Source organism: Ideonella dechloratans, assembly GCF_021049305.1.
Lineage (GTDB): Bacteria > Pseudomonadota > Gammaproteobacteria > Burkholderiales > Burkholderiaceae_C > Ideonella > Ideonella dechloratans.
On record NZ_CP088081.1, the window covers coordinates 1,004,149 to 1,026,375 of the forward strand.

The window sequence follows — 22,227 nt, forward strand, 5'->3', positions numbered from 1 at the left end:
ACGACCATGAAACACCTGCAAGACCTGTCCGTGCTGATCCTGGGCCTGGGTGACTCCGGCCTGGCGATGGCGCGCTGGTGCGCGTGCCATGGGGCGGCGCGCATCCGGGTCTGGGATTCGCGCGCCAACCCGCCGCAGGCCGCGGCCCTGGCGGCCGAGGTGCCGGCGGCCAGCTTCTTCAGTGGCGCGCTGAGTGCCGACACGCTGGAAGACGCCCGACTGCTGCTCAAGAGCCCGGGCCTGTCGCCGGCCAAGCCGGAACTGCAGCCGCTGCTGGCAGCGGCCCAGGCGGTGGGCGTTCCCGTGGCGGGCGAGCTGGACCTGTACGCCCGTGCCCTGGCCGACCTGAAGGCCGACTGGGGTTATGCGCCCAAGGTGCTGGCCATCACCGGCACCAATGGCAAGACGACGACCACCTCGCTGACCGCCCAACTGGTCGAGCGCTGCGACCGCCGCGTGGCGGTGGCCGGCAACATCGGCCCGACCCTGCTGGACACCCTGACCAGCGCCTGGCTGGCCGAGGCCGAGGCCCGGGCGCTGGCGGCCGAGCAGGCCCAGGCCGAGGCGGAAGCTGCCGCCGCGGAGGCCGACGCCGCTGCTCAGGCGCCCCAGGTGGACTCGACTTCGGTCGAGGTCGCCGCGGCACCGGCGCCGGCGGATGAGCCGCCCGTGGGGAGCGATGCTGCGGCCGAGGACACCGAGACCGAGGACGGCACTGAAGAGGTGGCTGCGGTCGATGCGACGCCCCTGGACGACGAGGCCGCGCCCGTGGTGCTGGCCCCGCCGCCGCCGGCCGAGCCGGTGTTCGAGCACCTGCCCCAGGTCTGGGTGCTGGAACTCTCCAGCTTCCAGCTCGACGGCGTGCAGGGCTTCGAGCCCAGCGCCGCCACCGTGCTCAACGTCACCCAGGACCACCTGGACTGGCATGGGTCGATGGAGGCCTACGCCGCCGCCAAGGCCCGCATCTTCGGCCAGCAGGCGGTGATGGTGATCAACCGCGACGACCCGCTGGTGGAGGCCATGGTGCCGGCGCCGGTGATGGTCAGCCCCGGCCGCGGCCGGCCCAAGAAGGCCATCCACCGCAACGTCTGCCGCTTCGGCCTGAACCCGCCGCAGCACCCGGGCGACTTCGGTCTGGTGGTGGAGGGTGGCATGGCCTGGCTGGTGCGCGCCATGCCGGCCGACGAGACCATCAAGCGTCGCAAGGACGAGCCCGAGGAGATCATCCTGCAGCGCCTGATGCCGGCCGATGCGCTGCGCATCCGGGGTCGCCACAACGCGGCCAACGCGCTGGCCGCCCTGGCGCTGGCCACCGCCATCGGCTGCCCGCTGGCGCCGATGCTGCACGGCCTGCGCGAGTACCGCGGCGAGCCGCACCGGGTCGAATCGGTGGGTGTGGTCGGCGGCATCGAGGCCTTCGACGACAGCAAGGGCACCAATGTGGGCGCCACCGTGGCCGCGCTGGACGGCCTGGGCGCTGACCGCCACGGCAAGCTGGTGGTCATCCTGGGCGGAGACGGCAAGGGCCAGGACTTCGGCCCGCTGGCCGGCCCGGTGGCCCGCCATGCACGCGCGGTGGCCACGATCGGCCGCGACGCCGAGGCCATCGAGGCCATGCTGGCCGGCACGGGCGTGCCCTTCCAGCGCCACGCCACGCTGGAGGCGGCGGTGCCCTGGTGCTTCGCCCAGGCCCAGGGCGGTGATGCCGTGCTGCTGAGCCCGGCCTGCGCCAGCCTGGACATGTTCCGCAACTACGCCCATCGCTCCGAGGTGTTCATCGCCGCGGTGCAGCAGTGGGCGGCCGACCAAGGGGAGCTGTTCGCATGAAGCTGGCCGCCACCTTGCCGGACTGGTCCGGGCTGCGCGAGCGGCTGGCGGGCCTGTGGGCGCGCGGCCGCGAAGGCAGCGAGCACCTGCCCATCCGCGACTGGGTGGGCGGCGCCACGGCGCGGCCAACGTCGGTGTCGGGCTTCGACACCGCATTGATCTGGGTGGTGGTCTGCCTGCTGGCCTTCAGCCTGGTGATGGTCTATTCGGCCTCGGTGGCCATGCCCGACAGCCCGAAGTTCTCGCGCTACGACACCAGCTACTTCCTGGTGCGCCAGTCCGCCTTCGTCGCGGTGGCCTTCGTCGCGGCGGTCGTCACACTGCAGATCCCGATCGCCACCTGGGAGAAGTGGGCGCCCTGGCTGTTCGCCGCCACGCTGGCCCTGCTGATCCTCACGCTGATCCCCTTCATCGGCAAGGGCGTGAATGGCGCGCGCCGCTGGATCCCGCTGGGCATCATGAACTTCCAGCCCAGCGAGCTGTGCAAGCTGGCCATGGCCATGTACGCGGCCAGCTACATGGTGCGCAAGATGGAGGTCAAGGAGAACTTCATCAAGGCGGTCTGGCCCATGGCCGTGTCGCTGGGCGTGGTGGGCGTGCTGCTGCTGGCCGAGCCCGACATGGGCGCCTTCATGGTGATCGCCGCGATCGCGCTGGGCATCCTGTTCCTGGGCGGCGTGAACGGCCGCATGTTCCTGCTCAGCGTGGCGGTGCTGGTCGGCGCCTTCGTGCTGATGATCGTGTTCAGCGAGTTCCGCCGCCAGCGCATCTTCGCCTACCTGGATCCGTGGAACCCCAACTACGCCCAGGGCAAGGCCTACCAGCTGACCCACTCGCTGATCGCCTTCGGTCGCGGCGAGGTCTTCGGCCAGGGCCTGGGCAACTCGATCGAGAAGCTGCATTACCTGCCCGAGGCCCACACCGACTTCCTGATGGCGGTGATCGGCGAGGAGCTGGGCTTCGTCGCGGTGGTGATCGTGATCTCGGTCTTCTTCTGGATCACCCGCCGCGTCTTCGTGATCGGCCGCCAGGCCATCGCGCTGGACCGCATCTTCGCCGGGCTGATGGCCCAGGGCATCGGCATCTGGTTCGGTGCACAGAGCTTCATCAACATGGGCGTGAACCTGGGGGTGCTGCCCACCAAGGGCCTGACGCTGCCGCTGCTGTCCTATGGCGGCTCCGGCGTGCTGCTCAACCTCGTGGCCCTGGCCATCGTGCTGCGGGTCGATCAAGAGAATCGGCAGCTCATGCGAGGAGGCCGGGCATGAGCGCGATGGCCCGCACCCGTCACCTGGTCATCATGGCCGCCGGCACCGGCGGGCATGTGATCCCCGGCCTGGCCGTGGCGCGCGAGATGGGCACCCGCGGCTGGACCGTCAGCTGGCTGGGCACCGAGGGCGGCATGGAGAACCGGCTGGTGCCGCCCACCGGCATCCCGATGGACCGCCTGGCCTTCAGCGGCCTGCGCGGCAAGGGCCTGGCCCACAGCGTGGGCGGCGTGTTCCGCCTGCTCGGGGCCTTCTGGGACAGCTTCCGGATCTTCCGCCGCCGCCGCGCCGACGCGGTCCTGGGCATGGGCGGCTACGTCTGCTTCCCCGGCGGCTGGGTGGCCAAGCTGAGTGGCCGGCCGCTGGTGCTGGTCAATGCCGACGCCGCCCTGCTGATGAGCAACAAGGCCCTGCTGCCGGTGGCCGACAAGGTGGCCTTCGGCTTCGACGGCCCGGCCGTCGAGAAGGTGAAGCAGGCGGTGGTGACGGGCAACCCGGTGCGCGCCGAGATCGAGGCCATGCCGGCCCCGGCCCAGCGCTTTGCCGGCCGCCAGGGCCCCCTGCGGGTGCTGGTGGTGGGCGGCAGCCTGGGGGCCCGCGTGCTCAACGAACAGGTGCCCGCCGCCCTGGCCCATCTGCCGGCCGAGCAGCGGCCCCAGGTGACCCACCAGACCGGCATGGCCCATCTGGAAGACGTGCGGGCCCGCTACGCCACCCTGGGCGTGCAGGCCGAGGTGCTGCCCTTCATCGACGACATGGACCGCCGCCTGGCCGAGTGCGACGTGATCGTCTGCCGGGCCGGTGCCATCACGGTGAGCGAGCTGTGCGCGGCCGGTGTCGCCAGCGTGCTGGTGCCGCTGGTGGTGAGCACCACCTCGCACCAGCGCGACAACGCGGCCTGGATGGCGGCGCGCGGCGCGGCCATCCACCTGCCGCAGAACGAACTCAACCCGCAGTCGCTGGCCGAACTGCTGTCGCAGCTGTCCCGTGAGCGACTGCTGGCCATGGCCGAGCAGGCCCGCCTGCTGGCGCGGCCGCAGGCCGCCGCCAAGGTGGCCGATGAAATTGAAAGGCTGGTGAAGCCGACATGAAACACGCCGTCAAGCGCATCCACTTCGTGGGCATCGGGGGGGCCGGCATGAGCGGCATCGCCGAGATCCTGCACAACCTGGGTTACCAGGTCACCGGTTCCGACCAGGCCGAATCGGCCACCACCCGCCGCCTGGCCAGCCTGGGCATCGGCGTGACCATCGGCCACGAGGCCGCCCACCTGGGCGCGGCCCAGGCCGTGGTCATCTCGTCGGCCGTGAAGGGCGACAACCCCGAGGTCATCGCCGCCCGGTCCCACCACATCCCGGTGGTGCCGCGCGCGGTGATGCTGGCCGAGCTGATGCGCCTGAGAAAGGGCATCGCCATCGCCGGCACCCACGGCAAGACGACCACGACCTCGCTGGTCACCAGCGTGCTGGCCGAGGCGGGCGTGGACCCCACCTTCGTGATCGGCGGCAAGCTCAATTCGGCCGGCGCCAACTCGCGCCTCGGCTCGGGCGAGTTCATCGTGGTCGAGGCCGACGAGTCGGACGCCTCCTTCCTGAACCTGATGCCCATCCTGTCGGTGGTGACCAACATCGACCAGGACCACATGGACACCTACGGCCACGACTACGCGCGGCTGAAGCAGGCCTTCGTGGAGTTCATCCACCGCATGCCCTTCTACGGCGCGGCGGTGCTGTGCGGCGACGACCCGGGCGTGCAGAGCATCATTCCGATGATCTCCCGCCCGGTGGTCCAGTACGGCCTGGGCGAGGGCCTGCCGGTGCGGGCGGTCGATGTGCAGGCATTGGCCGGTGGCCGCATGCGCTTCACCTGCCAGCGGCGCAACGGCCATGTGATGCCCGACCTGGACATCACGCTGAACCTGCCGGGCGAGCACAACGTGCGCAATGCGCTGGCGGCCATCGCGGTGGCCACCGAGCTGGAACTGCCGGACGAGCCCATCGTGGCGGCGCTGGCCAAGTTCAGCGGCGTGGGCCGACGCTTCCAGCGCTACGGCGAGCTGGCCTGCCAGGGCGGCGGCCAGTTCACCCTGATCGACGACTACGGCCACCACCCGGTGGAGATGGCCGCGGTCATCGCCGCCGCGCGCGGGGCCTTCCCGGGCCGGCGCCTGGTGCTGGCCTTCCAGCCGCACCGCTACACCCGCACCCGCGACTGCTTCGAGGACTTCGTCAAGGTGCTGGGCCAGGCCGACGCGGTGCTGCTGACCGAGGTCTACGCGGCGGGCGAGGCGCCCATCGTCGCGGCCGATGGCCGTTCGCTGGCACGCGCCCTGCGGGTGGCCGGCAAGGTCGATCCGCTGTTCGTCGACGACGTGAAGCAGCTGCCGGCCGAGATCGCGGGCTTCGCACGCGACGGGGATGTGGTGATCGTGATGGGCGCAGGCTCGATCGGGGCCGTGCCGGCCCAGGTGGTGGAACAGGTGGGACAAGCAGCATGAGCACGGTGGACGTGAAGGCGCTGGGCAAGGTGGCGGTGTTGATGGGCGGCAGCTCGGCCGAGCGGCCGGTCTCGCTGATGTCGGGCGAGGGCGTGCTCAAGGCCCTGCGCTCGCGCGGCGTGGACGCCCATGCCTTCGATCCGGCCGAACGCGACCTGGGCGATCTCAAGCGCGAGGGCTTCGACCGCTGCTTCATCGCCCTGCACGGTCGCCATGGCGAGGACGGCACGGTGCAGGGCGCGCTCGAACTGTTGGGCATTCCCTACACCGGCTCGGGCGTGATGGCCTCGGCCGTGGCGATGGACAAGGTCATGACCAAGCGGGTCTGGCTGGCCGAAGGCCTGCCCACGCCGCGCTGGCGCCGCCTGTCCACCGAGGAGCGCACGCATGAAATGGTGCGAGAGGTGCCCGATGCCCTGGGCCTGCCGCTGATCGTCAAGCCGGCCAAGGAGGGTTCTTCCTTCGGTGTGACGAAGGTGCGGGGGTATTCCGGCATGCAGGAAGCGGTCACTCTCGCGGCACAATACGACTCCGACGTGCTTTGCGAAGAATTCATCGACGGTGACGAGGTGACCTGCCCCGTGCTGGGTGAGGGCGAAGCCTCCGCCGCGTTGCCGGTGATCCGCATCCAGGCCCCCGACGGCAACTACGATTTCGAGCACAAGTACTACTCCGAGGAGACGCGCTACCTGGTCCCGTCCGGCCTGCCCGAGGCGGAGGAGCGCGAGATCCAGCGCCTGGTGGTGGCCGCCTACCGCGCCCTGGGTTGCCGAGGCTGGGGCCGCGCCGATCTGATGATCCGCGCCAGCGACCGCAAGCCCTTCCTGCTGGAGATGAACACCTCGCCGGGCATGACCGGCCACTCGCTCGTGCCGCAATCGGCCAAGGCCGCCGGCATCAGCTACGAAGACCTCTGCCTGCGTCTGCTCGCCGGCGCCACCCTGGACAGCCGGACCCCCGCCGCCCAGCCATGAACTCCGCGACCTTGTCCCAACCGCTGCCGCCCGATGTGCGCGTGACCCAGTTCACCACGCTGGTGGTGGCTGCGGCCGTGGCCGCACTGCTGCTGGCCGCGGCCGCGGGCTGGGTCGCGCGCCAGCCGCTGTTCGCCTTCGCCGGCATCCGGCTGGAGGGCGATGTGAGCCGCAACAGCGCGGCCAACATCCGGGCCAACATCGCGGCCAAGCTGACCGGCAACTTCTTCACGCTCGACTTGCAGTCTGCGCGCCAAGTCTTTGAAAGTCTGCCCTGGGTGCGCCATGCGGTCGTCCAGCGTGTGTGGCCCAACCTGCTGGAGGTGACGCTGGAGGAGCACAAGCCCGCCGCCGTCTGGAAGGGCGACGAGGGCAACGACCGCCTGGTCAACACCTACGGCGAGGTCTTCGAGGCCAACGTCGGCGACGTGGACGACGAGGAGCTGCCCGAGTTCTCCGGCGACGAGGCCAATGCGCCGGAGATGCTGGCCATGTACCGCCGCCTGAACCCGGTCTTCGCCCCGCTGGATCTGCAGGTGACACGTCTGGCGCTGTCGGGTCGCGGCTCCTGGGAGGCCGAGATGGACAACGGCGCCGTGGTCGAGATCGGCCGCGGCAGCGATGAGGAAGTGCTGGCCCGCTGCGCCCGCTTCGTGCGCACCGTCACCCAGGCCGCCGCCCGCCTGCCGCGCGGCTGGAGCCAGGCCGATCTGCGGCACACCGATGGCTATGCGCTGCGCCTGAAGGGCGCGGCCGGCGCCGCCAACACCCCCACCACGCATTGAGGAAGGCATGGCCAAGGAATACAAGGATCTCGTCGTCGGGCTGGACATCGGCACCGCCAAGGTCATGGCGGTGGTGGCCGAGGTCGTCGCCGGCGGCGAGCTGCGCGTGGCCGGCCTGGGCGTCGCGTCCTCGCACGGTCTCAAGCGTGGCGTCGTGGTCAACATCGACGCCACCGTGCAAAGCATCCAGCAGGCGCTCAAGGAAGCCGAGATGATGGCCGCCTGCAAGATCGAGCGCGTCTACACCGGCATCACCGGCAGCCACATCCGGGGCCAGAACAGCACCGGCATGGTCATCGTGCGCGACAACCGCGAGGTCACGCCCACCGACGTGGCGCGGGTGATCGAGACCGCCAAGGCCATCAACATCCCCAACGACCAGCGCCTGCTGCTGGTCGAGTCGCAGGAGTTCGTGATCGACGGCCACGAGGTCAAGGAGCCGATCGGCATGAGCGGCAGCCGGCTCGAGGTCAAGGTGCACATCGCCACCGGCGCGCAGAGCGCGGCCGAGAACATCATCAAGTGCGTGCGGCGCTGCGGCCTGGAGGTCGAGCAGCTGTGCCTGACCCCGACCGCCTCGGCCGCCGCGGTGCTGACCGACGACGAGAAGGACCTGGGCGTGGCGGTGGTGGACATCGGCGCGGGCACCACCGACGTGGCCATCTACACCGGCGGCTCCATCCGCCACACCGCGGTCATCCCCATCGCCGGCGACCTGATCACCAGCGACATCGCGATGGCGCTGCGCACGCCGACCAAGGACGCCGAGGAAATCAAGGTCGAGTACGGCGTGGCCAAGCAGCTGCTGGCCGATCCGGCCGAACAGCTGGAAGTGCCCGGCCTGGGCGACCGCGTGCCGCGCATGCTCAGCCGCCAGGCCCTGGCCGGCGTCATCGAGCCGCGGGTGGAAGAGATCTTCTCGCTGGTGCACCAGGTGATCCGCGAGTCGGGCTACGAGGAGCTGCTGTCCTCGGGCATCGTGATCACCGGGGGCACGGCGGTCATGCCGGGCATGGTCGAGCTGGGGGAGGACATCTTCCTCAAGCCGGTCCGCAAGGGCCTGCCGACCTATTCCAGCGCACTGTTCGACATGGTGGCCAATCCGCGCTCGGCCACCGTGATGGGTCTGCTCGAAGAAGCACGGCTCGCCCACACCCGCGGCCACAAGGCTGCGCAACAGGCGGGATCGGTCAAGACCATGTTCGGGAAGGCGCGGGACTGGTTCCTGGGTAATTTTTGAGTTTCTGAAGTGAGGGGTTCCCAGCGGTCGGCACAGGTCCGCAGCGAACCCGAATTCAACGCAAACGGCAACTGCAACGAAACGGAGAAGGAGGTCACCATGGCCATCGAAATGATCGAAGAATTCGACCAAGGCACGCAGATCAAGGTGATCGGTGTGGGCGGCGGCGGCGGCAACGCGGTCGAGCACATGATCGCCCAGGGCGTTCAGGGCGTGGAGTTCATCTGCGCCAACACGGATGCCCAGGCGCTCAACCGCAGCGCGGCACCGCACCTGGTCCAGCTGGGGGCCACCGGTCTGGGGGCGGGCTCCAAGCCCGAGGTCGGCCAGCGCGCCGCCCAGGAGGCCGAGGACCGCATCCGCGAATCCATCTCCGGCGCCCACATGCTGTTCATCACGGCCGGCATGGGTGGCGGCACCGGCACCGGCGCCGCGCCGGTGATCGCCCGCATCGCCAAGGAAATGGGCATCCTGACCGTCGGCGTGGTGACCAAGCCCTTCGAGTTCGAAGGCGGCCGCCGCAGCAAGCAGGCCGATGCCGGCGTGTCCGAGCTGGAAGCCAACGTCGACTCGCTGATCGTGGTGCTCAACGAGAAGCTGCTGGAGGTGCTGGGCGACGACGTCACCCAGGACCAGGCCTTCGCGCACGCCAACGACGTCCTGAAGAACGCCGTGGGCGGCATCAGCGACATCATCCACATGGACGCCTTCGTGAACGTCGACTTCGAAGACGTCAAGACGGTGATGAGCGAGCCGGGCAAGGCCATGATGGGCACCGCGATGGCCACCGGCCCGGACCGCGCCATCAAGGCTGCCGAGGCCGCCGTGGCCTGCCCGCTGCTGGAAGGCATCGACCTGTCCGGCGCGCGCGGCGTGCTCGTGCTGATCGCCGCCGCCCGTTCGACCTTCAAACTGTCGGAAAGCAAGAACGCGATGAACACCATCCGCCGCTATGCCGCGGAAGATGCGCACGTGATCTTCGGCGCCGCCTACGACGACAGCCTGGGCGACCAGCTGCGCGTGACCGTGATCGCCACCGGCCTGTCGGGCAGCAAGCGTGCCGCCGCGCCGCTGACCGTGGTGCAGTCGCAGCCGCAACAGGTGCTGCGCACCGGCACCGACAACCTGCCGATGCTCAACACCCCGATGGGCGCGACCGCAGCGCCGATCACGGCGCAGGCCATGGGCGCAGCCGCACCGGTGCAGCAGGACTACGGCGCGCTGGCCACCCCCAGCGTGTGGCGCACCGGCCGCACCCAGGCGGCGGCCAAGGTCGAGGCCCTGTCCAACAACGGCATGGACGAGATCGAGATCCCGGCCTTCCTGCGCAAGCAGGCCGACTGAGTCGACATCCGTCTTTCGTTGCTGTGCATTCAGGGGGCGCCTCGGCGCCCCCTTTTTGCGTCTGGCGGGCCTGTCACCCAGCCAGGGGACACGGCCGATTTCCAGCCGTCTACACTGCGGGCATGCGACCCATCTCCGTGGTCATCGTCGAGGACGACGAGCGCGTCCGCTGCGCCTTCTCCGCCATCCTGCAGACGGCCGAGGACATGCGCCTGCTGGGCATGGCCGCCGACGTCGGCGAGGGCCTGGCCCTGCTGGACGCCACCCGGCCGGACGTGCTGCTGGTGGATCTGGGGCTGCCCAGCGGCAGCGGCATCCAGCTGATCCGTCACGCCCAGGCCCACCTGCCCGACACCGACGTGATGGTGGTCACCGTGTTCGGCGACGAGCCGCATGTGATGGCCTCGCTGGAGGCGGGGGCCACCGGTTATCTGCTCAAGGACACCCACGCCGGCGACCTGATCGAGCAGATCCGCTCCCTGCGCGCGGGGGGCAGCCCGATCAGCCCGGTGATCGCCCGCCAGCTGCTGTTGAGGCTGGCCCCCCAGGGCAGCCAGCCGCTGGCCGACGAGGCCCTGCTGTCGCCCCAGGAGCGCCAGGTGCTGACCTACAGTGCCAAGGGCTTCAGCTTCGACGAGATCGCCAGCATGCTTGGTCTGTCCCGTCACACGATGATGACCTATGTCAAGCGCAGCTACCGCAAGCTGCAGGTCCACTCCAAGACCGAGGCCATCTATGAGGCCCGCAAGCTGGGCCTCGTCCGCGACTGATCTGCCGGTCGGCTGGGCCCGTCAGCTGCTGCTGTTGGGCGTGGCGCTCCTGATTCTGCTCACGGCCGCCTGGGTGGTGGATCTGCCCCGCCACTCGGTGGAGCCGATCTCGCAGGTTGGCCTGCACGTTCAACCGTTGACACTGGGCTCCCGGCAGGCCGGCGCCGCGGCGGTGCTGCGCCAGCTTCAGGCGCCAGGCTCGGAGCCGGTCTGGCGGCCTGTGTCGCTGCCCCTGCGCGGCACTGATGAGGCGGGTCTGGCGGCACCGGACCTGGGGATCTGGTGGCACCTGCTGCCGGCCGCCAGGGCGCTGCCTGGGGGGGGCGCCGGGGCACGTTGTGCGCTGTATGTGCCCCGCGTGTCCGGCGGCGCGGTGGTGGTGGCCGGCTGGCGCGAGGGGCGCTGGTCTTTGCAGTGGGACGGCGCCGACCTGTGGCGGGAGCAGTGGAACCGCCCGGTCTGGGTGGATGTGGGCCTCTGCGAGCAGGCGACCCTCACCCGCTGGGCGGTCGGCGTGGTGCATCCCGCGGACCAGGGGCACCGGATCAGCCGGATCTACCTGGGGCCCTCCGAGGCGCTGCTGCCTGCCTACGAGGCGCGCACCCAACTGCAGCAGTCGGGGGCCCAGGTGGGCAGCCTGGCCTTCCTGGCCCTGGGGGTGATCGCGCTGGTCTACTGGCTGGGCCGGCCGCGGGAGTCCTCGTTCCTGGTCTTCGCGCTGACCTCGGTGGCCTGGACCTTGCGCAACCTGCACTACTACACCACCCTGCCGCGGCAGCAGGTGACGCTCGACTGGTTCTGGTGGATGACCAATGCCTCGCTGGCCTGGGTGATGGCACTGATGTACCTGTTCGCGCTGTATTTCGATCCGCGGCCCTCGCCGCGGCTGACCCGGGCCTTGCTGGTGTTCGTGCTGGCCGTGTCCCTGCTGTCCATGCCCCTGCCCGGCATGCCCCTGCACAGCCTGCTGGCGGTGCACCTGATCAACGCCGTGGTGGCCAGCGCGGTGGGCTTGCTGCTGACCCTGAGGACCCTGCAGACCGGCGGCGAGGAGCTGCGCCACATCACCCTGGCCTTCTGGCTCACCGAGGCCTTCGGCCTGCACGACCTGCTGCTGGTCACCGGTGTCATCGCGCCGTCGTCCATCTACCTGCTGCCCTACGCCAGCCTGGTGGTGCTGCTGGCCTTCCTCTACGCGGCGCAGCGGCGCTACGTGCTGGCCACACGCCAGGCGGCCGAGGCCCAGCAGCGCCTGGAAGAGCAGCTGGCCCGGCGCGAGGAGGAACTGCGCGAGAACCACGAGCGCCTGCGCAGCGTGGAGCGCGAGCAGGCCCTGCTGCTGGAGCGCCAGCGCCTGGTGCGGGACATGCACGACGGCCTGGGTTCCAACCTGATGTCGGCCCTGGTGCTGGCCGAGCAGGGTCGCCTGTCGCGCGACGCGGTGGCCGGCCTGCTGAGGGAATGCCTGGATGATCTGCGCCTGGTGATCGACTCGCTGGAGCCGATCGGCAACGACCTGGTGACCCTGCTGGCCCTGTTGCGCCACCGCCTGGCGCGGCGCCTGGAGGCCGCCGGGCTGAATCTTGTGTGGGCGGTGGATGACCTGCCGCCGCTGGACTGGCTCACGCCGCCGGAGGCCCTGCAGGTGTTGCGCATCGTGCAGGAGGTGCTCAACAACGTGCTGCGGCACGCCCATGCCCGGCAGGTGCGCATCGCCATCAGCCGCCAGCCCGACGGCGTGCGGGTGGCCATCGAGGACGATGGCATCGGCTTCGACCCGGCCCAGACCACGCCCGGCCGCGGACTGCGCCACCTGCGCGAGCGGGCGGCCCGACTGGGAGGCCGGCTGCACATCGACAGCCGGCCCGGCCTGGGCACCAGCGTGCAACTGGATCTGGCTTTTCAGCGCAAAGATCCGGCTTGAAGGACAATCCGCGCTGACCCGGATCTCCGCCTGTCCCCATGCTTCAGCAACGCACCCTCAAGTCCCTGACCCGCGCCGTCGGCGTGGGCCTGCACAGCGGCCAGAAGGTCGAGCTGACCTTGCGGCCGGCCGCGCCGGACACCGGCATTGTGTTCCGCCGCGTGGACCTGCCGCAGCCGGTGGACATCCCGGTGCGCTTCGATTCGGTCTGCGACACCCGCATGGCTTCCACCATCTCGCCCGGTGGCGACCCGGGGGCCCCCAAGGTCCAGACCATCGAGCATCTGATGTCGGCCTGCGCGGGCCTGGGCATCGACAACCTCTACGTGGACATCACCGCCGACGAGGTGCCCATCCTGGACGGCTCCTCGGCCTCCTTCGTGTTCCTGCTGCAGAGTGCCGGCATCGAACTGCAGAAGGCGCCCAAGCGCTTCCTGCGGGTCAAGAAGACGGTGGAGGTGCGCGAAGGCGAGGGCCGTCGCCTGCTGTGGGCCCGCCTGGAGCCCTACCACGGCTACAAGCTGACCTTCCAGATCGACTTCAACCATCCGGCCGTGGACGCCACACCGCAGGAAGTCACCTTCGACATGGGTTCGGGCCGCTACAAGCAGGAGATCGCCCGCGCCCGCACCTTCGGCTTCACCAAGGACGTCGAGGCCATGCGTTCGCGCGGCCTGACCCTGGGTGGCAGCATGGACAACGCCATCGTCATCGACGACTACCGGGTGCTCAACAGCGAGGGCCTGCGCTACGACGACGAGATCGCCAAGCACAAGATCCTGGACGCCATCGGCGACCTCTACATCGGTGGCCACCCGCTGCTGGCGGCCTACACCTCGTTCAAGGGCGGCCACGCGCTGAACAACAAGCTGCTGCGGGCCCTGCTGGCCGACGAGAGCGCCTACGAGATCGTCACCTTCGACGACGAGAAGAAGGCCCCGGCCGGCTTTGCCGAGCTGGCGCCGGCCTGGTGAGCGGGGACCGCGCGTGATGTTTGTGTTCCGCCTCGTCTTCGGCCTGCTGCTGGTGGCCGGCCTGCTGTGTTTCGCGGCCTATGTGGCCACCGGCCAGCCGGTCTGGCGCCGGCGCGGCCTGGTGATCATCAAGTGGACGCTGCTGGCGGCCCTGGGGGGCGCGGCGGTGCTGGTGCTGGAAAGGCTGCCCGCGCTGCTCTGACGCCGCTCAGCCCGGGGGCTGGGCCACGCCGCGCAGGAAGCTCTGCACGCCTGCCCGGGCCACGGGCAGCAAGGCGAAGGCCGAGGGCTGGCGTGTCCAGTTGTGCATCAGCCCGTCGATCATCGCGAACAGGGCGGTGGCCTGCGCACGGCTGTCCAGGCCCGCGGGCAGCAGGCCCCGGCGCATGGCCTGCCGCAGCAGGCGGTCGATCTCGGCGATGTAGCGTCCCACGCCATCGTCGCAGCGGGTCCGCACCGGGCTCATCTCTTCCGTGTATTCGGTGAAGTGCATCGCGATGGTGAAGACCCGCCGCAGCCGGCCATCGGTGCAGAGTTGTTCCAGCGGGGCCAGGGTCAGCGCGGTCACCGCCGACAAGGGGTCGGGATGCTCCTCCTCGATCTGCTCGGCATCGTCCATGGCCCACTCGCAGGGCAACAGGACCCGGTCCATCATCGCGGAGAAGAGTTCCGCCTTGTCCTTGAAGTGCCAGTAGATGGCGCCCCGGGTCACGCCGGCTTCGGCCGCGACCTGCTGCAGGGATGTGCGTGCAACCCCCTGCGACTCGAACACCTGCTCGGCAGCGTCCAGAATGCGGTGGCGTGTGGCCAGAGCGTCTTCCTTGGTTCGGCGCGCCATGGCTTACCTCGGCATAACCCTGTTGTGGAACATACATCCAAGATTGTATGTAAACTCATCGCTCGATTTTGCTCTCCCTCACAAGCCCCACCTCCGGCAGGGTTGACCCACCCGCCGGAGGTTTGACACGAGTCAACAAAGGACGACCATGGCTTTGAAGCCCCAGACTGCGCTGGATCCGGCGCCCCTGTCTTCCTCCGCGGCGCGGCTGCGTCGCGTTCCCGCATGGCCGCTGGCCGGCCTGGCGGCCCTGACCCTGGCGGCCCTGTCCGGCTGCGGCCAGGGGGCCGGAGGGCCGCAGGGTGGGCAGATGCCCCCCGCGCCGGTGGGGGTCATCACCGCCAAGACCAGCTCGGTGGACGTCACCACCGAGTTGCCGGGCCGTCTGGAGGCCATCCGCACGGCCCAGGTGCGCGCCCGCGTCACCGGGGTGGTCAAGCGCCGGCTGTTCACCGAAGGCAGCGTGGTCAAGTCCGGTCAGAGCCTGTTCGAGATCGACCCGGTGCCCTACCGCGCCGCCCTGGACAGCGCCCTGGCCACCGAGGCCAAGGCCGAGGCCGTGCTGATGCAGGCCCAGGCGACGCTGGACCGCAACCGGCCCCTGGCCCAGGCCAAGGCCATCAGCGACCAGGACTGGGTGAGCACCCAGGCCGCCTACAAGCAGGCCCAGGCCGATGTGGCCGCCGCCAAGGCCGCCGTGGTGCAGGCCAAGCTGAACGTGGACTACGCCGCCGTGCTCTCGCCCATCAGCGGCCGCATCGGCCGGGCCGAGGTCACCGAAGGGGCCTTGGTCAGTGCGGGCGAAGCCACGCTGCTGGCCACCGTGCAGCAGATCGACAAGCTGTATGTCAACTTCACCGAGTCGGCCGCCGATGCGATGAAGCTCAAGCGCGCCGTCGAGGCCGGCAAGTTCCAGAAGGCCGGTTCGGCCGAGGTCCATGTGGTGCTGGACGACGGTTCGGTGTATCCGCTGGCCGGCCAGCTGCTGTTCTCCGACATCACCGTGGACAGCACCTCCGGCCAGGTCACGCTGCGTGCCGAGCTGCCCAACCCCAAGGGCGAGCTGCTGCCGGGCCTGTACGTGAAGGTGCGCATCGCCACCGCGCGGGCCACCGACGCCATCCTGGTGCCGCAGCAGGCCGTGTCACGCGGCACCGCCGGCGACACCGTGATGGTCGTCACGCCGGACAAGCAGGTCAGCGTGCGCCCGGTGCAGCTGGGCGGCACCCACGGCAGCGACTGGGTGGTGCTGGGCGGCCTGCAGCCGGGCGACCAGGTGGTGGTCGATGGCTTCCAGAAGATCCGCCCCAAGGCCGCCGTGAACCCGGTGCCCTGGACGCCGACCGGTCCCGCTTCCGCTCCGGCGGCGGCGCCGGCCTCGGCGGCCAGCCACTGAACCAGGAGCGCATCGCATGCGATCCCGTTTCTTCATCGACCGGCCCATCTTCGCGTGGGTCATCGCGCTGTTCATCGTCGTGATCGGGGCGGCGGCCATCACCCGGCTGCCCGTGGCCCAGTACCCGACGGTGGCGCCGCCTTCCATCGTCATCTCCACGGCCTACCCCGGCGCCTCCGCCCAGGTGCTGGAGGACAGCGTGCTGTCCGTCATCGAGCAGGAGCTCAACGGCGCGCCCGGCCTGATCTACATGGAGTCCAGCGCCGACGCCAACGGCTCGGGCACCATCACCGTCACCTTCGAGCCGGGCACCGATGTCTCCATCGCCCAGATCGAGGTGCAGAACCGGTTGAGCCGGGCCACGCCACGGCTGCCCGCGGCCGTGACGCAGCAGGGGGTGCGCATCGACAAGGCGCGCTCGAACTTCCTGCTGTTCGTGATGATGACGTCCAAGAACCCGGCCTACGACCCCGTGGCCCTGGGTGACTATGCGGCGCGCAACATCCAGCCCGAGCTGCTGCGCATCCCCGGCGTGGGCCAGGCCCAGCTGTTCGGCACCGAGCGTTCAATGCGCATCTGGGTCGACCCGGCCAAGCTGGTGGGCTACGGCCTGTCCACGGCCGACGTCAATGCCGCCATCGCGGCGCAGAACCTGCAGGTTTCGGCCGGCAGCATCGGCGCGCTGCCCGCGGACAAGGGCCAGACGATCTACGCGACGATCAACGTCAATGGCCAGCTGCACACGGTCGATGACTTCGGCAAGATCATCGTGCGGGCCAATACCGACGGTTCCACGGTGCGTCTGAAGGATGTGGCGCGCATCGAAGTCGGCGGCCAGGCCTACACCAGCTCCTCGCGCCTGAACGGCGTGACGGCCTCGGGCATCGGCATCCAACAGTCGCCGGGTGGCAACGCGCTGGCGACCGCCGAGGCCATCAAGCAGCGCATGGCCGAGCTGCAGAAGTACATGCCGGAAGGCGTGAGCTACGACATCCCCTACGACAGTTCCAAGTTCGTCAAGATCTCGATCGAAGAGGTCGTCAAGACGCTGATCGAAGCCATCGCGCTGGTGTTCATCGTGATGCTGGTGTTCCTGCAGAACATCCGCTACACGCTGATCCCGACCATCGTGGTGCCGGTGGCGCTGACGGGCACCTTCTCGGTGATGCTGGCGCTGGGCTTCTCGATCAACGTGCTGACGCTGTTCGGCATGGTGCTGGCCATCGGCATCCTGGTGGACGACGCCATCGTGGTGGTCGAGAACGTCGAGCGCATCATGGCCGAGGAAGGCCTGTCGCCGCACGATGCGACGATCAAGGCGATGGGTCAGATCACCGGCGCCATCATCGGCATCACCGTGGTGCTGGTGTCGGTGTTCCTGCCCATGGCCTTCTTCAGCGGCTCGGTGGGCAACATCTACCGCCAGTTCTCGCTGTCCATGGCGGTGTCCATCCTGTTCTCGGCCTTCCTGGCCCTGACGCTGACGCCGGCCCTGTGCGCCACGCTGCTCAAGCCGGTGTCCGAGGATCACCATGAGAAGGGCGGCTTCTTCGGCTGGTTCAACCGCCGCTTCAAGCGCACGGCCAAGGGCTACGAGGGCCTGGTGGCGCGGGTGCTGCCACGCGCCGGCCGCTACCTGGTGATCTACGTCGCCATCGTCGGCGCGGTGGGCTTCCTCTACACCAAGCTGCCGACCTCCTTCCTGCCCAACGAGGACCAGGGCTACCTGATCGTCAACATCCAGTTGCCGCCCGGGGCCTCGCAGACGCGCACCGCCTCGGTGGTGAGCCAGGTGGAGCAGTTCTTCCTGCACCAGCCCGAGGTGGACAAGGTGGTGGGCGTGCTGGGCTTCTCGTTCGCCGGCTCCGGCCAGAACGCGGCCCTGGCCTTCGTGCCGCTCAAGCCCTGGGAGGAGCGCAAGGGTCCCCAGCACTCGGCCCAGGCCCTGGCCGGCCGGGCCTTCGGGGCGCTGATGGGCATCCGCGATGCCTTCATCTTCCCGCTCAGCCCGCCGCCCATCCCCGAGCTGGGCACGGCCACCGGCTTCAGCTTCCGGCTGCAGGACCGTTCCGGCCAGGGCCATGAGGCCCTGCTGGCCGCGCGCAACCAGCTGCTGGGCATGGCCATGCAGAGCAAGGTGCTGGCCGGCGTGCGCCCGGACGGCCTGGAAGACGCGCCCCAGCTGCAGCTGGACATCGACCGCGAGCGTGCTGCGGCCCTGGGCGTGTCCTTCAACACCATTGGCTCGGTGCTGTCCACCGCGCTGGGCTCCACCTACGTGAACGACTTCCCCAATGCGGGCCGTCTGCAGCGGGTGGTGGTGCAGGCCGAGGCTTCCGCCCGCATGACGCCGGAGGACATCCTGCGGCTCTACGTGCCCAACAGCAAGGGTCAGCAGGTGCCGCTGTCGGCCTTCGCCTCGACCCGCTGGGTCAACGGCCCCATCCAGACCATCCGCTACAACGGCTACCCCGCGATGAAGATCGCCGGTGACGCCGCGCCGGGCTATTCCACCGGTGACGCGATGAACGAGATGGAGAAGCTGGCCAGCCAGCTGCCGCCGGGCTTCGGTTTCGAGTGGACCGGCCAGTCGCGTGAGGAAAAGCTCTCCGGCTCGCAGGCCATCTACCTGATGGCCTTCTCGATGCTGGCGGTCTTCCTGTGCCTGGCTGCGCTGTACGAGAGCTGGAGCATCCCGGTGGCCGTGCTGCTGGTGGTGCCGCTGGGCGTGCTGGGCTCGCTGTGCGGCGTCTGGCTGCGCGGCATGCCCAATGACGTGTACTTCAAGGTCGGCCTGATCACCATCATCGGCCTGTCCGCGAAGAACGCCATCCTGATCATCGAGTTCGCCAAGGACCTGCAGGCCGAGGGCAAGAGCCTGCTCAAGGCCACGCTGGAAGCCTGCCATCTGCGCTTCCGCCCGATCATCATGACCTCCTTCGCCTTCATCCTGGGCGTGCTGCCGCTGGCCATTTCCAGCGGTGCCGGCTCGGCCAGCCAGCGGGCGATCGGCACGGGTGTGATGGGCGGCATGATCACGGCCACGGTGCTGGCCGTGTTCATGGTGCCGGTGTTCTACGTGGTGATCCGCCGGCTGTTCAAGGGCGGCCATGTCAGCGGCCACAACACGATGATCTCTTCGGAGAAGACTGAAAGCGCCGTGGGCGGCATGCTGCCCGGCGAGGAGGACCGCTGATGATCCGGCGTCTGACGATGACCCTGACCCCGCTGGCCCTGAGCCTGGGCCTGGCGGGCTGCCTGAACCTGGCGCCGGACTACCAGCGCCCGGCGCTGCCGGTGCCGGCCACGCTGCCGGCGGCCCCGGCGGCCCCGTCGTCCGCGCCGGCCGCCCTGCCGGGCTGGCGCGAGCTGGTGCGCGACGAACGCTTGCGCCAGGTGGTCAACCGCGCGCTGACCCAGAACCGGGACCTGCGGGTGGCGGTGCTGAACGTGGAGCGCAGCCGGGCCCAGCTGCGCATCACCGATGCGGACCGCTGGCCGGCCCTGAGCGTGGGCCTGACCGGCCAGCGCGCGCCCAACAGCGGCGGCAAGGAGGCCAACACTTTCACCGGCGGGCTGCAGCTGGCTTCCTATGAGCTGGACCTGTTCGGCCGGCTGCGCAACAACAGCGATGCCGCCAGCGCCACCCTGCTCGGCAACGTGGCAGCGGCCCGTTCGGCCCGGCTGTCGCTGGTGACGGCCACCGCCACCGCCTGGCTGACCCTGGCGGCCGACGAGGAGCAGCTGCGTCTGGCCCAGCGCACGCTGGCCACGCGGGACGAAACCCTGCGGCTGGTCCGTTTGCAGGCCGACGTGGGGGCGGCTTCCGAGCTGGACCTGCGCGGCGTGCAGACCCTGTCGGCCCAGGCCCGCGCCACGGTGGCCCAGCTGCAGCGTCAGCGCGACGCCGACCTGAACGCCCTGAACCTGCTGGTGGGCGAGGCCCTGCCGCCCGAGCTGCTGCCCGGCGCGATGGCGGCCACCGACGCGCACTGGCTGGCCGATGTGCCCGCCTTTGCGTCCTCCGATCTGCTGCTGGGCCGTCCGGATCTGATGCAGGCCGAGCAGAGCCTGGTGGCGGCCAACGCCAACATCGGTGCCGCGCGCGCCGCGCTGTTCCCGGCCATCACCCTCAGCGGCAGCTACGGCGTGGTCAGCGACAGCCTGTCCGGCCTGATCCACGACGGGGTGACGGCCTCGACGATCAGCGGCTCGGTGCTGCTGAGCATCTTCGACGCGGGCCGCCGTCAGGCCAACGTCAAGGTGGCCGAGGTCAACCGCGACATCGCAGTGGCCCAGTACGAGAAGGCGGTGCAGACCGCCTTCAGCGAGGCGGCCACCGCGCTGCAGGGCCAGGCCCAGTGGCGCACCCAGGTGCAGGCCCAGAGCGGCTTGCTGGAGGCCGAGCGCGAGCGCTACCGCCTGACCAAGCTGAAGTACGACGTGGGTGCGGCCAGCCAGCTGGACTACCTGGACATCGAGCGTTCGCTCGCCAGTGCCGAGCAGGCCCTGGTCCAGGTGCGCCTGGGCGAACTGCTCAACCGCCTGAGCCTGTACAAGGCCCTGGGCGGCGAGGAGCGGGGTGCCCCGCTGAGCGCGGAAGCCCCGGCCAGTTCGGCCGAGCCGTCCTGAGCCTGCGCTGAACCGACCCGACCTTGCCGGCCCGGCCACGGAGTGCTCCGTGGCCGGGCTTTTTTCCATGTGCCGACGCATCGTCTTCAGGAAACACTTGACATTTATTCTGTAATTGGCGAAATTGCGAATATGGACAAGATCTTCAAAGCCCTGAGCGATCCGACGCGGCGGCGCATCCTGCAGCTGCTGCGCGAGCGCGACATGACCGCCGGCGAGTTGGCGGACCGCTTCACCCTGGGCAAGTCCACCTTGTCCGCCCATTTCCAGGTGCTGCGTGATGCCGAGCTGGTGACCTCCACCAAGTCCGGCACCAGCATCACCTACCGGCTCAACCTGTCGGTGCTGGAAGAAGCGTTGCTGGGCTTTGCCGACCTGTTCGGCCTGGCCCGCCCGCGCGGCGGGGCGGCGCCCTCGGGCGAGGGTGGTGAGGCGTCCCATGGCTGAGACGCTGGCCCGCCACGCCCAGCAGGGGCTGCTGCTGGCCAACGCGGCCGTGGGCGCCTGGGCCTGGGCCCGGCTGCCGGCCGACGCGCAGGTGCCCATCCACTTCGGGCCGGACGGCCAGGCGGATGGGTGGGCGGCGCCGCTGCCCGGCCTGCTGTGGCTGCCCGCGCTGGCGCTGCTGCTCCATGGCTTGCGCCGGATCCTGCCGCAGCTCGATCCGCGCGGCGACCACCTGCGGCAGTCCGCGCCGGCGCTGGATGCGATCTGGCTCACCCTGCTGGGCTTCCTGGCGGGGCTGCAGGTCTTCGTCGTGTTGCAGACCCTGGGGTGGATCGGGCCGCTGCCGCAATGGCCGGTCTGGGCTCTGGCCGCTCTGTTGGCCGGCATCGGCAATGTGCTGGGCAAGCTGCGCTCCAACTTCTTCGTCGGCATCCGCACACCCTGGACGCTCAGCAGCGAGCGGGTGTGGGACCGGACGCACCGCTGGGCGGGTCGCGTCTTCGTGGCAGGGGCGGCGCTGCTGGCCGCCCTGGCCTGGGCCATGCCCCGCTCACCCGCCCTGCTTCCCCTGACGGTGGCCGTGCTGGTGCTGATCAGCCTGGCGCCGGTGCTGCAGTCCTGGCGGCTGTGGCGTGCCGCACAGGCCGGTTCGGCGGATCAGTAGGTCCGCCCGCCCTTGAACTGGGCGTGGGTGCGGCGGTTCAGGGTGGTGGCCTGGGCCATGGCGGCGAAGGAGCCGCCGGCGTGCACATGGGTGATGGCCAGCCCCAGCGCGTCGGCCGCGTCCTTGCTGGGCAGGCCGGGCAGGTTCAGCAGGCGCTTGACCATCTCCTGGATCTGGTCCTTGCGCGCATGGCCGTGGCCCACCACCGACTTCTTCATCTGCAGCGCGGTGTACTCGTTGACCGGCAGGCCGCAGGTGGCCAGCGCGGTGATGGCCGCGCCCCGGGCCTGGCCCAGCAGCAGCGTGCTCTGCGGGTTCACGTTGACGAAGACGATCTCGCAGGAGGCCTGGTCGGGTTCGTAGCGCCGCACCACCTCCTGCACGCCCTCGAAGATCATCTTCAGCCGGCCCGGCAGATCGCCCAGCGCGATGCCGCTGGTGGTGCGGATGGTGCCGCTGGCCACGTACTGCAGCTGGCTGCCGTCCTTCTGGACGACGCCGAAGCCGGTGCACTGCAGGCCAGGGTCAATGCCGATCACGCGGGTCATGGCGGGCATGTTAATCGCTGGGTGACGGTGGGCCGGCGGGCATGAAAAAGCCCGGCGCGGGGCCGGGCTTGCGGGGCCGCGGGCGACATGCGCCCCGGG

General features: G+C 69.9%; 19 protein-coding genes. 17 read left to right on the forward strand and 2 right to left on the reverse strand.

Annotated features, from left to right (window positions below):
* The first annotated feature begins 6 nt into the window (after positions 1-6).
* The 12 genes from murD to LRM40_RS04760 all read left to right on the forward strand — a co-directional run bounded on the left by murD (position 7) and on the right by LRM40_RS04760 (position 13,805).
* A complete protein-coding gene (gene murD, locus LRM40_RS04705; protein WP_151122177.1) occupies positions 7-1,827 on the forward strand; it encodes a UDP-N-acetylmuramoyl-L-alanine--D-glutamate ligase in 1,821 nt (606 codons plus the stop codon).
* A complete protein-coding gene (ftsW, locus tag LRM40_RS04710) occupies positions 1,824-3,095 on the forward strand; it encodes a putative lipid II flippase FtsW (RefSeq protein ID WP_151122176.1) in 1,272 nt (423 codons plus the stop codon). The genes murD and ftsW overlap by 4 nt, the downstream gene beginning before the upstream one ends.
* Positions 3,092-4,186: an undecaprenyldiphospho-muramoylpentapeptide beta-N-acetylglucosaminyltransferase gene (murG, locus tag LRM40_RS04715; RefSeq protein WP_231067727.1), complete on the forward strand. Its 1,095-nt coding sequence runs from the start codon at positions 3,092-3,094 to the stop codon at positions 4,184-4,186. The genes ftsW and murG overlap by 4 nt, the downstream gene beginning before the upstream one ends.
* Positions 4,183-5,592: a UDP-N-acetylmuramate--L-alanine ligase gene (gene murC, locus LRM40_RS04720; protein ID WP_151122175.1), complete on the forward strand. Its 1,410-nt coding sequence runs from the start codon at positions 4,183-4,185 to the stop codon at positions 5,590-5,592. The genes murG and murC overlap by 4 nt, the downstream gene beginning before the upstream one ends.
* Positions 5,589-6,566 carry a D-alanine--D-alanine ligase gene (locus LRM40_RS04725; protein WP_151122174.1) on the forward strand — a complete coding sequence of 326 codons (978 nt, stop codon included), beginning with the start codon at positions 5,589-5,591 and terminating at the stop codon, positions 6,564-6,566. The genes murC and LRM40_RS04725 overlap by 4 nt, the downstream gene beginning before the upstream one ends.
* Complete coding sequence (locus LRM40_RS04730) at positions 6,563-7,351, forward strand: cell division protein FtsQ/DivIB (RefSeq protein WP_151122173.1); 789 nt, start codon at positions 6,563-6,565, stop codon at positions 7,349-7,351. Before LRM40_RS04725 ends, LRM40_RS04730 begins: the two co-directional genes overlap by 4 nt.
* 7 nt (positions 7,352-7,358) lie before the next feature.
* Positions 7,359-8,591, forward strand: coding sequence for a cell division protein FtsA (gene ftsA, locus LRM40_RS04735; RefSeq protein WP_022981070.1), 1,233 nt, complete (start codon positions 7,359-7,361; stop codon positions 8,589-8,591).
* A 99-nt stretch (positions 8,592-8,690) separates the two neighbouring features.
* The gene (gene ftsZ, locus LRM40_RS04740; protein WP_151122172.1) at positions 8,691-9,935 is read left to right on the forward strand and encodes a cell division protein FtsZ; all 1,245 of its coding nucleotides are present in this window, start codon (positions 8,691-8,693) and stop codon (positions 9,933-9,935) included.
* Positions 9,936-10,057: 122 nt separating this feature from the next.
* Positions 10,058-10,705 (forward strand): response regulator transcription factor, encoded by a 648-nt coding sequence (locus LRM40_RS04745; RefSeq protein WP_151122171.1) that lies wholly within the window; start codon positions 10,058-10,060, stop codon positions 10,703-10,705.
* On the forward strand, positions 10,671-12,629 hold the full coding sequence (locus tag LRM40_RS04750; protein WP_170288764.1) for a sensor histidine kinase: 1,959 nt from the start codon (positions 10,671-10,673) through the stop codon (positions 12,627-12,629). The genes LRM40_RS04745 and LRM40_RS04750 overlap by 35 nt, the downstream gene beginning before the upstream one ends.
* A gap of 38 nt (positions 12,630-12,667) precedes the next feature.
* Positions 12,668-13,603, forward strand: a complete 936-nt coding sequence (lpxC, locus tag LRM40_RS04755) for a UDP-3-O-acyl-N-acetylglucosamine deacetylase (RefSeq protein WP_151122169.1) — start codon at positions 12,668-12,670, stop codon at positions 13,601-13,603.
* 16 nt (positions 13,604-13,619) lie between these two features.
* Positions 13,620-13,805, forward strand: a complete 186-nt coding sequence (locus tag LRM40_RS04760) for a hypothetical protein (protein WP_151122168.1) — start codon at positions 13,620-13,622, stop codon at positions 13,803-13,805.
* A 6-nt stretch (positions 13,806-13,811) separates the two neighbouring features.
* Here the strand turns inward: LRM40_RS04760 and LRM40_RS04765 are convergent, their stop codons facing one another.
* The gene (locus LRM40_RS04765; RefSeq protein ID WP_170288763.1) at positions 13,812-14,441 is read right to left on the reverse strand and encodes a TetR family transcriptional regulator; all 630 of its coding nucleotides are present in this window, start codon (positions 14,439-14,441) and stop codon (positions 13,812-13,814) included.
* Positions 14,442-14,589: 148 nt separating this feature from the next.
* Here LRM40_RS04765 and LRM40_RS04775 point away from each other — a divergent pair, with 148 nt between their 5' ends.
* The 5 genes from LRM40_RS04775 (at position 14,590) to LRM40_RS04795 (ending at position 21,580) form a co-directional block, all read left to right on the forward strand.
* Positions 14,590-15,837, forward strand: a complete 1,248-nt coding sequence (locus tag LRM40_RS04775; protein WP_151122167.1) for an efflux RND transporter periplasmic adaptor subunit — start codon at positions 14,590-14,592, stop codon at positions 15,835-15,837.
* A gap of 16 nt (positions 15,838-15,853) precedes the next feature.
* Positions 15,854-19,033 carry an efflux RND transporter permease subunit gene (locus tag LRM40_RS04780; RefSeq protein ID WP_151122166.1) on the forward strand — a complete coding sequence of 1,060 codons (3,180 nt, stop codon included), beginning with the start codon at positions 15,854-15,856 and terminating at the stop codon, positions 19,031-19,033.
* On the forward strand, positions 19,033-20,469 hold the full coding sequence (locus LRM40_RS04785; protein ID WP_231067728.1) for an efflux transporter outer membrane subunit: 1,437 nt from the start codon (positions 19,033-19,035) through the stop codon (positions 20,467-20,469). Before LRM40_RS04780 ends, LRM40_RS04785 begins: the two co-directional genes overlap by 1 nt.
* A 132-nt stretch (positions 20,470-20,601) precedes the next feature.
* Entirely contained in the window at positions 20,602-20,916 is a 315-nt protein-coding gene (locus LRM40_RS04790) for an autorepressor SdpR family transcription factor (protein WP_151122165.1), read from the forward strand.
* Positions 20,909-21,580, forward strand: a complete 672-nt coding sequence (locus tag LRM40_RS04795; protein WP_151122164.1) for an SdpI family protein — start codon at positions 20,909-20,911, stop codon at positions 21,578-21,580. The genes LRM40_RS04790 and LRM40_RS04795 overlap by 8 nt, the downstream gene beginning before the upstream one ends.
* Here LRM40_RS04795 and ruvC read toward each other — a convergent pair.
* Positions 21,574-22,128, reverse strand: coding sequence for a crossover junction endodeoxyribonuclease RuvC (gene ruvC, locus LRM40_RS04800; RefSeq protein WP_151122163.1), 555 nt, complete (start codon positions 22,126-22,128; stop codon positions 21,574-21,576). The genes LRM40_RS04795 and ruvC overlap by 7 nt on opposite strands.
* Between the last annotated feature and the right edge of the window lie 99 nt (positions 22,129-22,227).

Excerpts from the sequence above, each read along its gene's own strand:
- murD (WP_151122177.1), top strand. The coding sequence starts at position 7 with ATGAAACACCTGCAAGACCTGTCCGTGCTGATCCTGGGCCTGGGTGAC.
- ftsW (WP_151122176.1), top strand. The coding sequence starts at position 1,824 with ATGAAGCTGGCCGCCACCTTGCCGGACTGGTCCGGGCTGCGCGAGCGG.
- murG (WP_231067727.1), top strand. The coding sequence starts at position 3,092 with ATGAGCGCGATGGCCCGCACCCGTCACCTGGTCATCATGGCCGCCGGC.
- murC (WP_151122175.1), top strand. The coding sequence starts at position 4,183 with ATGAAACACGCCGTCAAGCGCATCCACTTCGTGGGCATCGGGGGGGCC.
- LRM40_RS04725 (WP_151122174.1), top strand. The coding sequence starts at position 5,589 with ATGAGCACGGTGGACGTGAAGGCGCTGGGCAAGGTGGCGGTGTTGATG.
- LRM40_RS04730 (WP_151122173.1), top strand. The coding sequence starts at position 6,563 with ATGAACTCCGCGACCTTGTCCCAACCGCTGCCGCCCGATGTGCGCGTG.
- ftsA (WP_022981070.1), top strand. The coding sequence starts at position 7,359 with ATGGCCAAGGAATACAAGGATCTCGTCGTCGGGCTGGACATCGGCACC.
- ftsZ (WP_151122172.1), top strand. The coding sequence starts at position 8,691 with ATGGCCATCGAAATGATCGAAGAATTCGACCAAGGCACGCAGATCAAG.
- LRM40_RS04745 (WP_151122171.1), top strand. The coding sequence starts at position 10,058 with ATGCGACCCATCTCCGTGGTCATCGTCGAGGACGACGAGCGCGTCCGC.
- LRM40_RS04750 (WP_170288764.1), top strand. The coding sequence starts at position 10,671 with ATGAGGCCCGCAAGCTGGGCCTCGTCCGCGACTGATCTGCCGGTCGGC.
- lpxC (WP_151122169.1), top strand. The coding sequence starts at position 12,668 with ATGCTTCAGCAACGCACCCTCAAGTCCCTGACCCGCGCCGTCGGCGTG.
- LRM40_RS04760 (WP_151122168.1), top strand. The coding sequence starts at position 13,620 with ATGTTTGTGTTCCGCCTCGTCTTCGGCCTGCTGCTGGTGGCCGGCCTG.
- LRM40_RS04765 (WP_170288763.1), bottom strand. The coding sequence starts at position 14,441 with ATGGCGCGCCGAACCAAGGAAGACGCTCTGGCCACACGCCACCGCATT.
- LRM40_RS04775 (WP_151122167.1), top strand. The coding sequence starts at position 14,590 with ATGGCTTTGAAGCCCCAGACTGCGCTGGATCCGGCGCCCCTGTCTTCC.
- LRM40_RS04780 (WP_151122166.1), top strand. The coding sequence starts at position 15,854 with ATGCGATCCCGTTTCTTCATCGACCGGCCCATCTTCGCGTGGGTCATC.
- LRM40_RS04785 (WP_231067728.1), top strand. The coding sequence starts at position 19,033 with ATGATCCGGCGTCTGACGATGACCCTGACCCCGCTGGCCCTGAGCCTG.
- LRM40_RS04790 (WP_151122165.1), top strand. The coding sequence starts at position 20,602 with ATGGACAAGATCTTCAAAGCCCTGAGCGATCCGACGCGGCGGCGCATC.
- LRM40_RS04795 (WP_151122164.1), top strand. The coding sequence starts at position 20,909 with ATGGCTGAGACGCTGGCCCGCCACGCCCAGCAGGGGCTGCTGCTGGCC.
- ruvC (WP_151122163.1), bottom strand. The coding sequence starts at position 22,128 with ATGACCCGCGTGATCGGCATTGACCCTGGCCTGCAGTGCACCGGCTTC.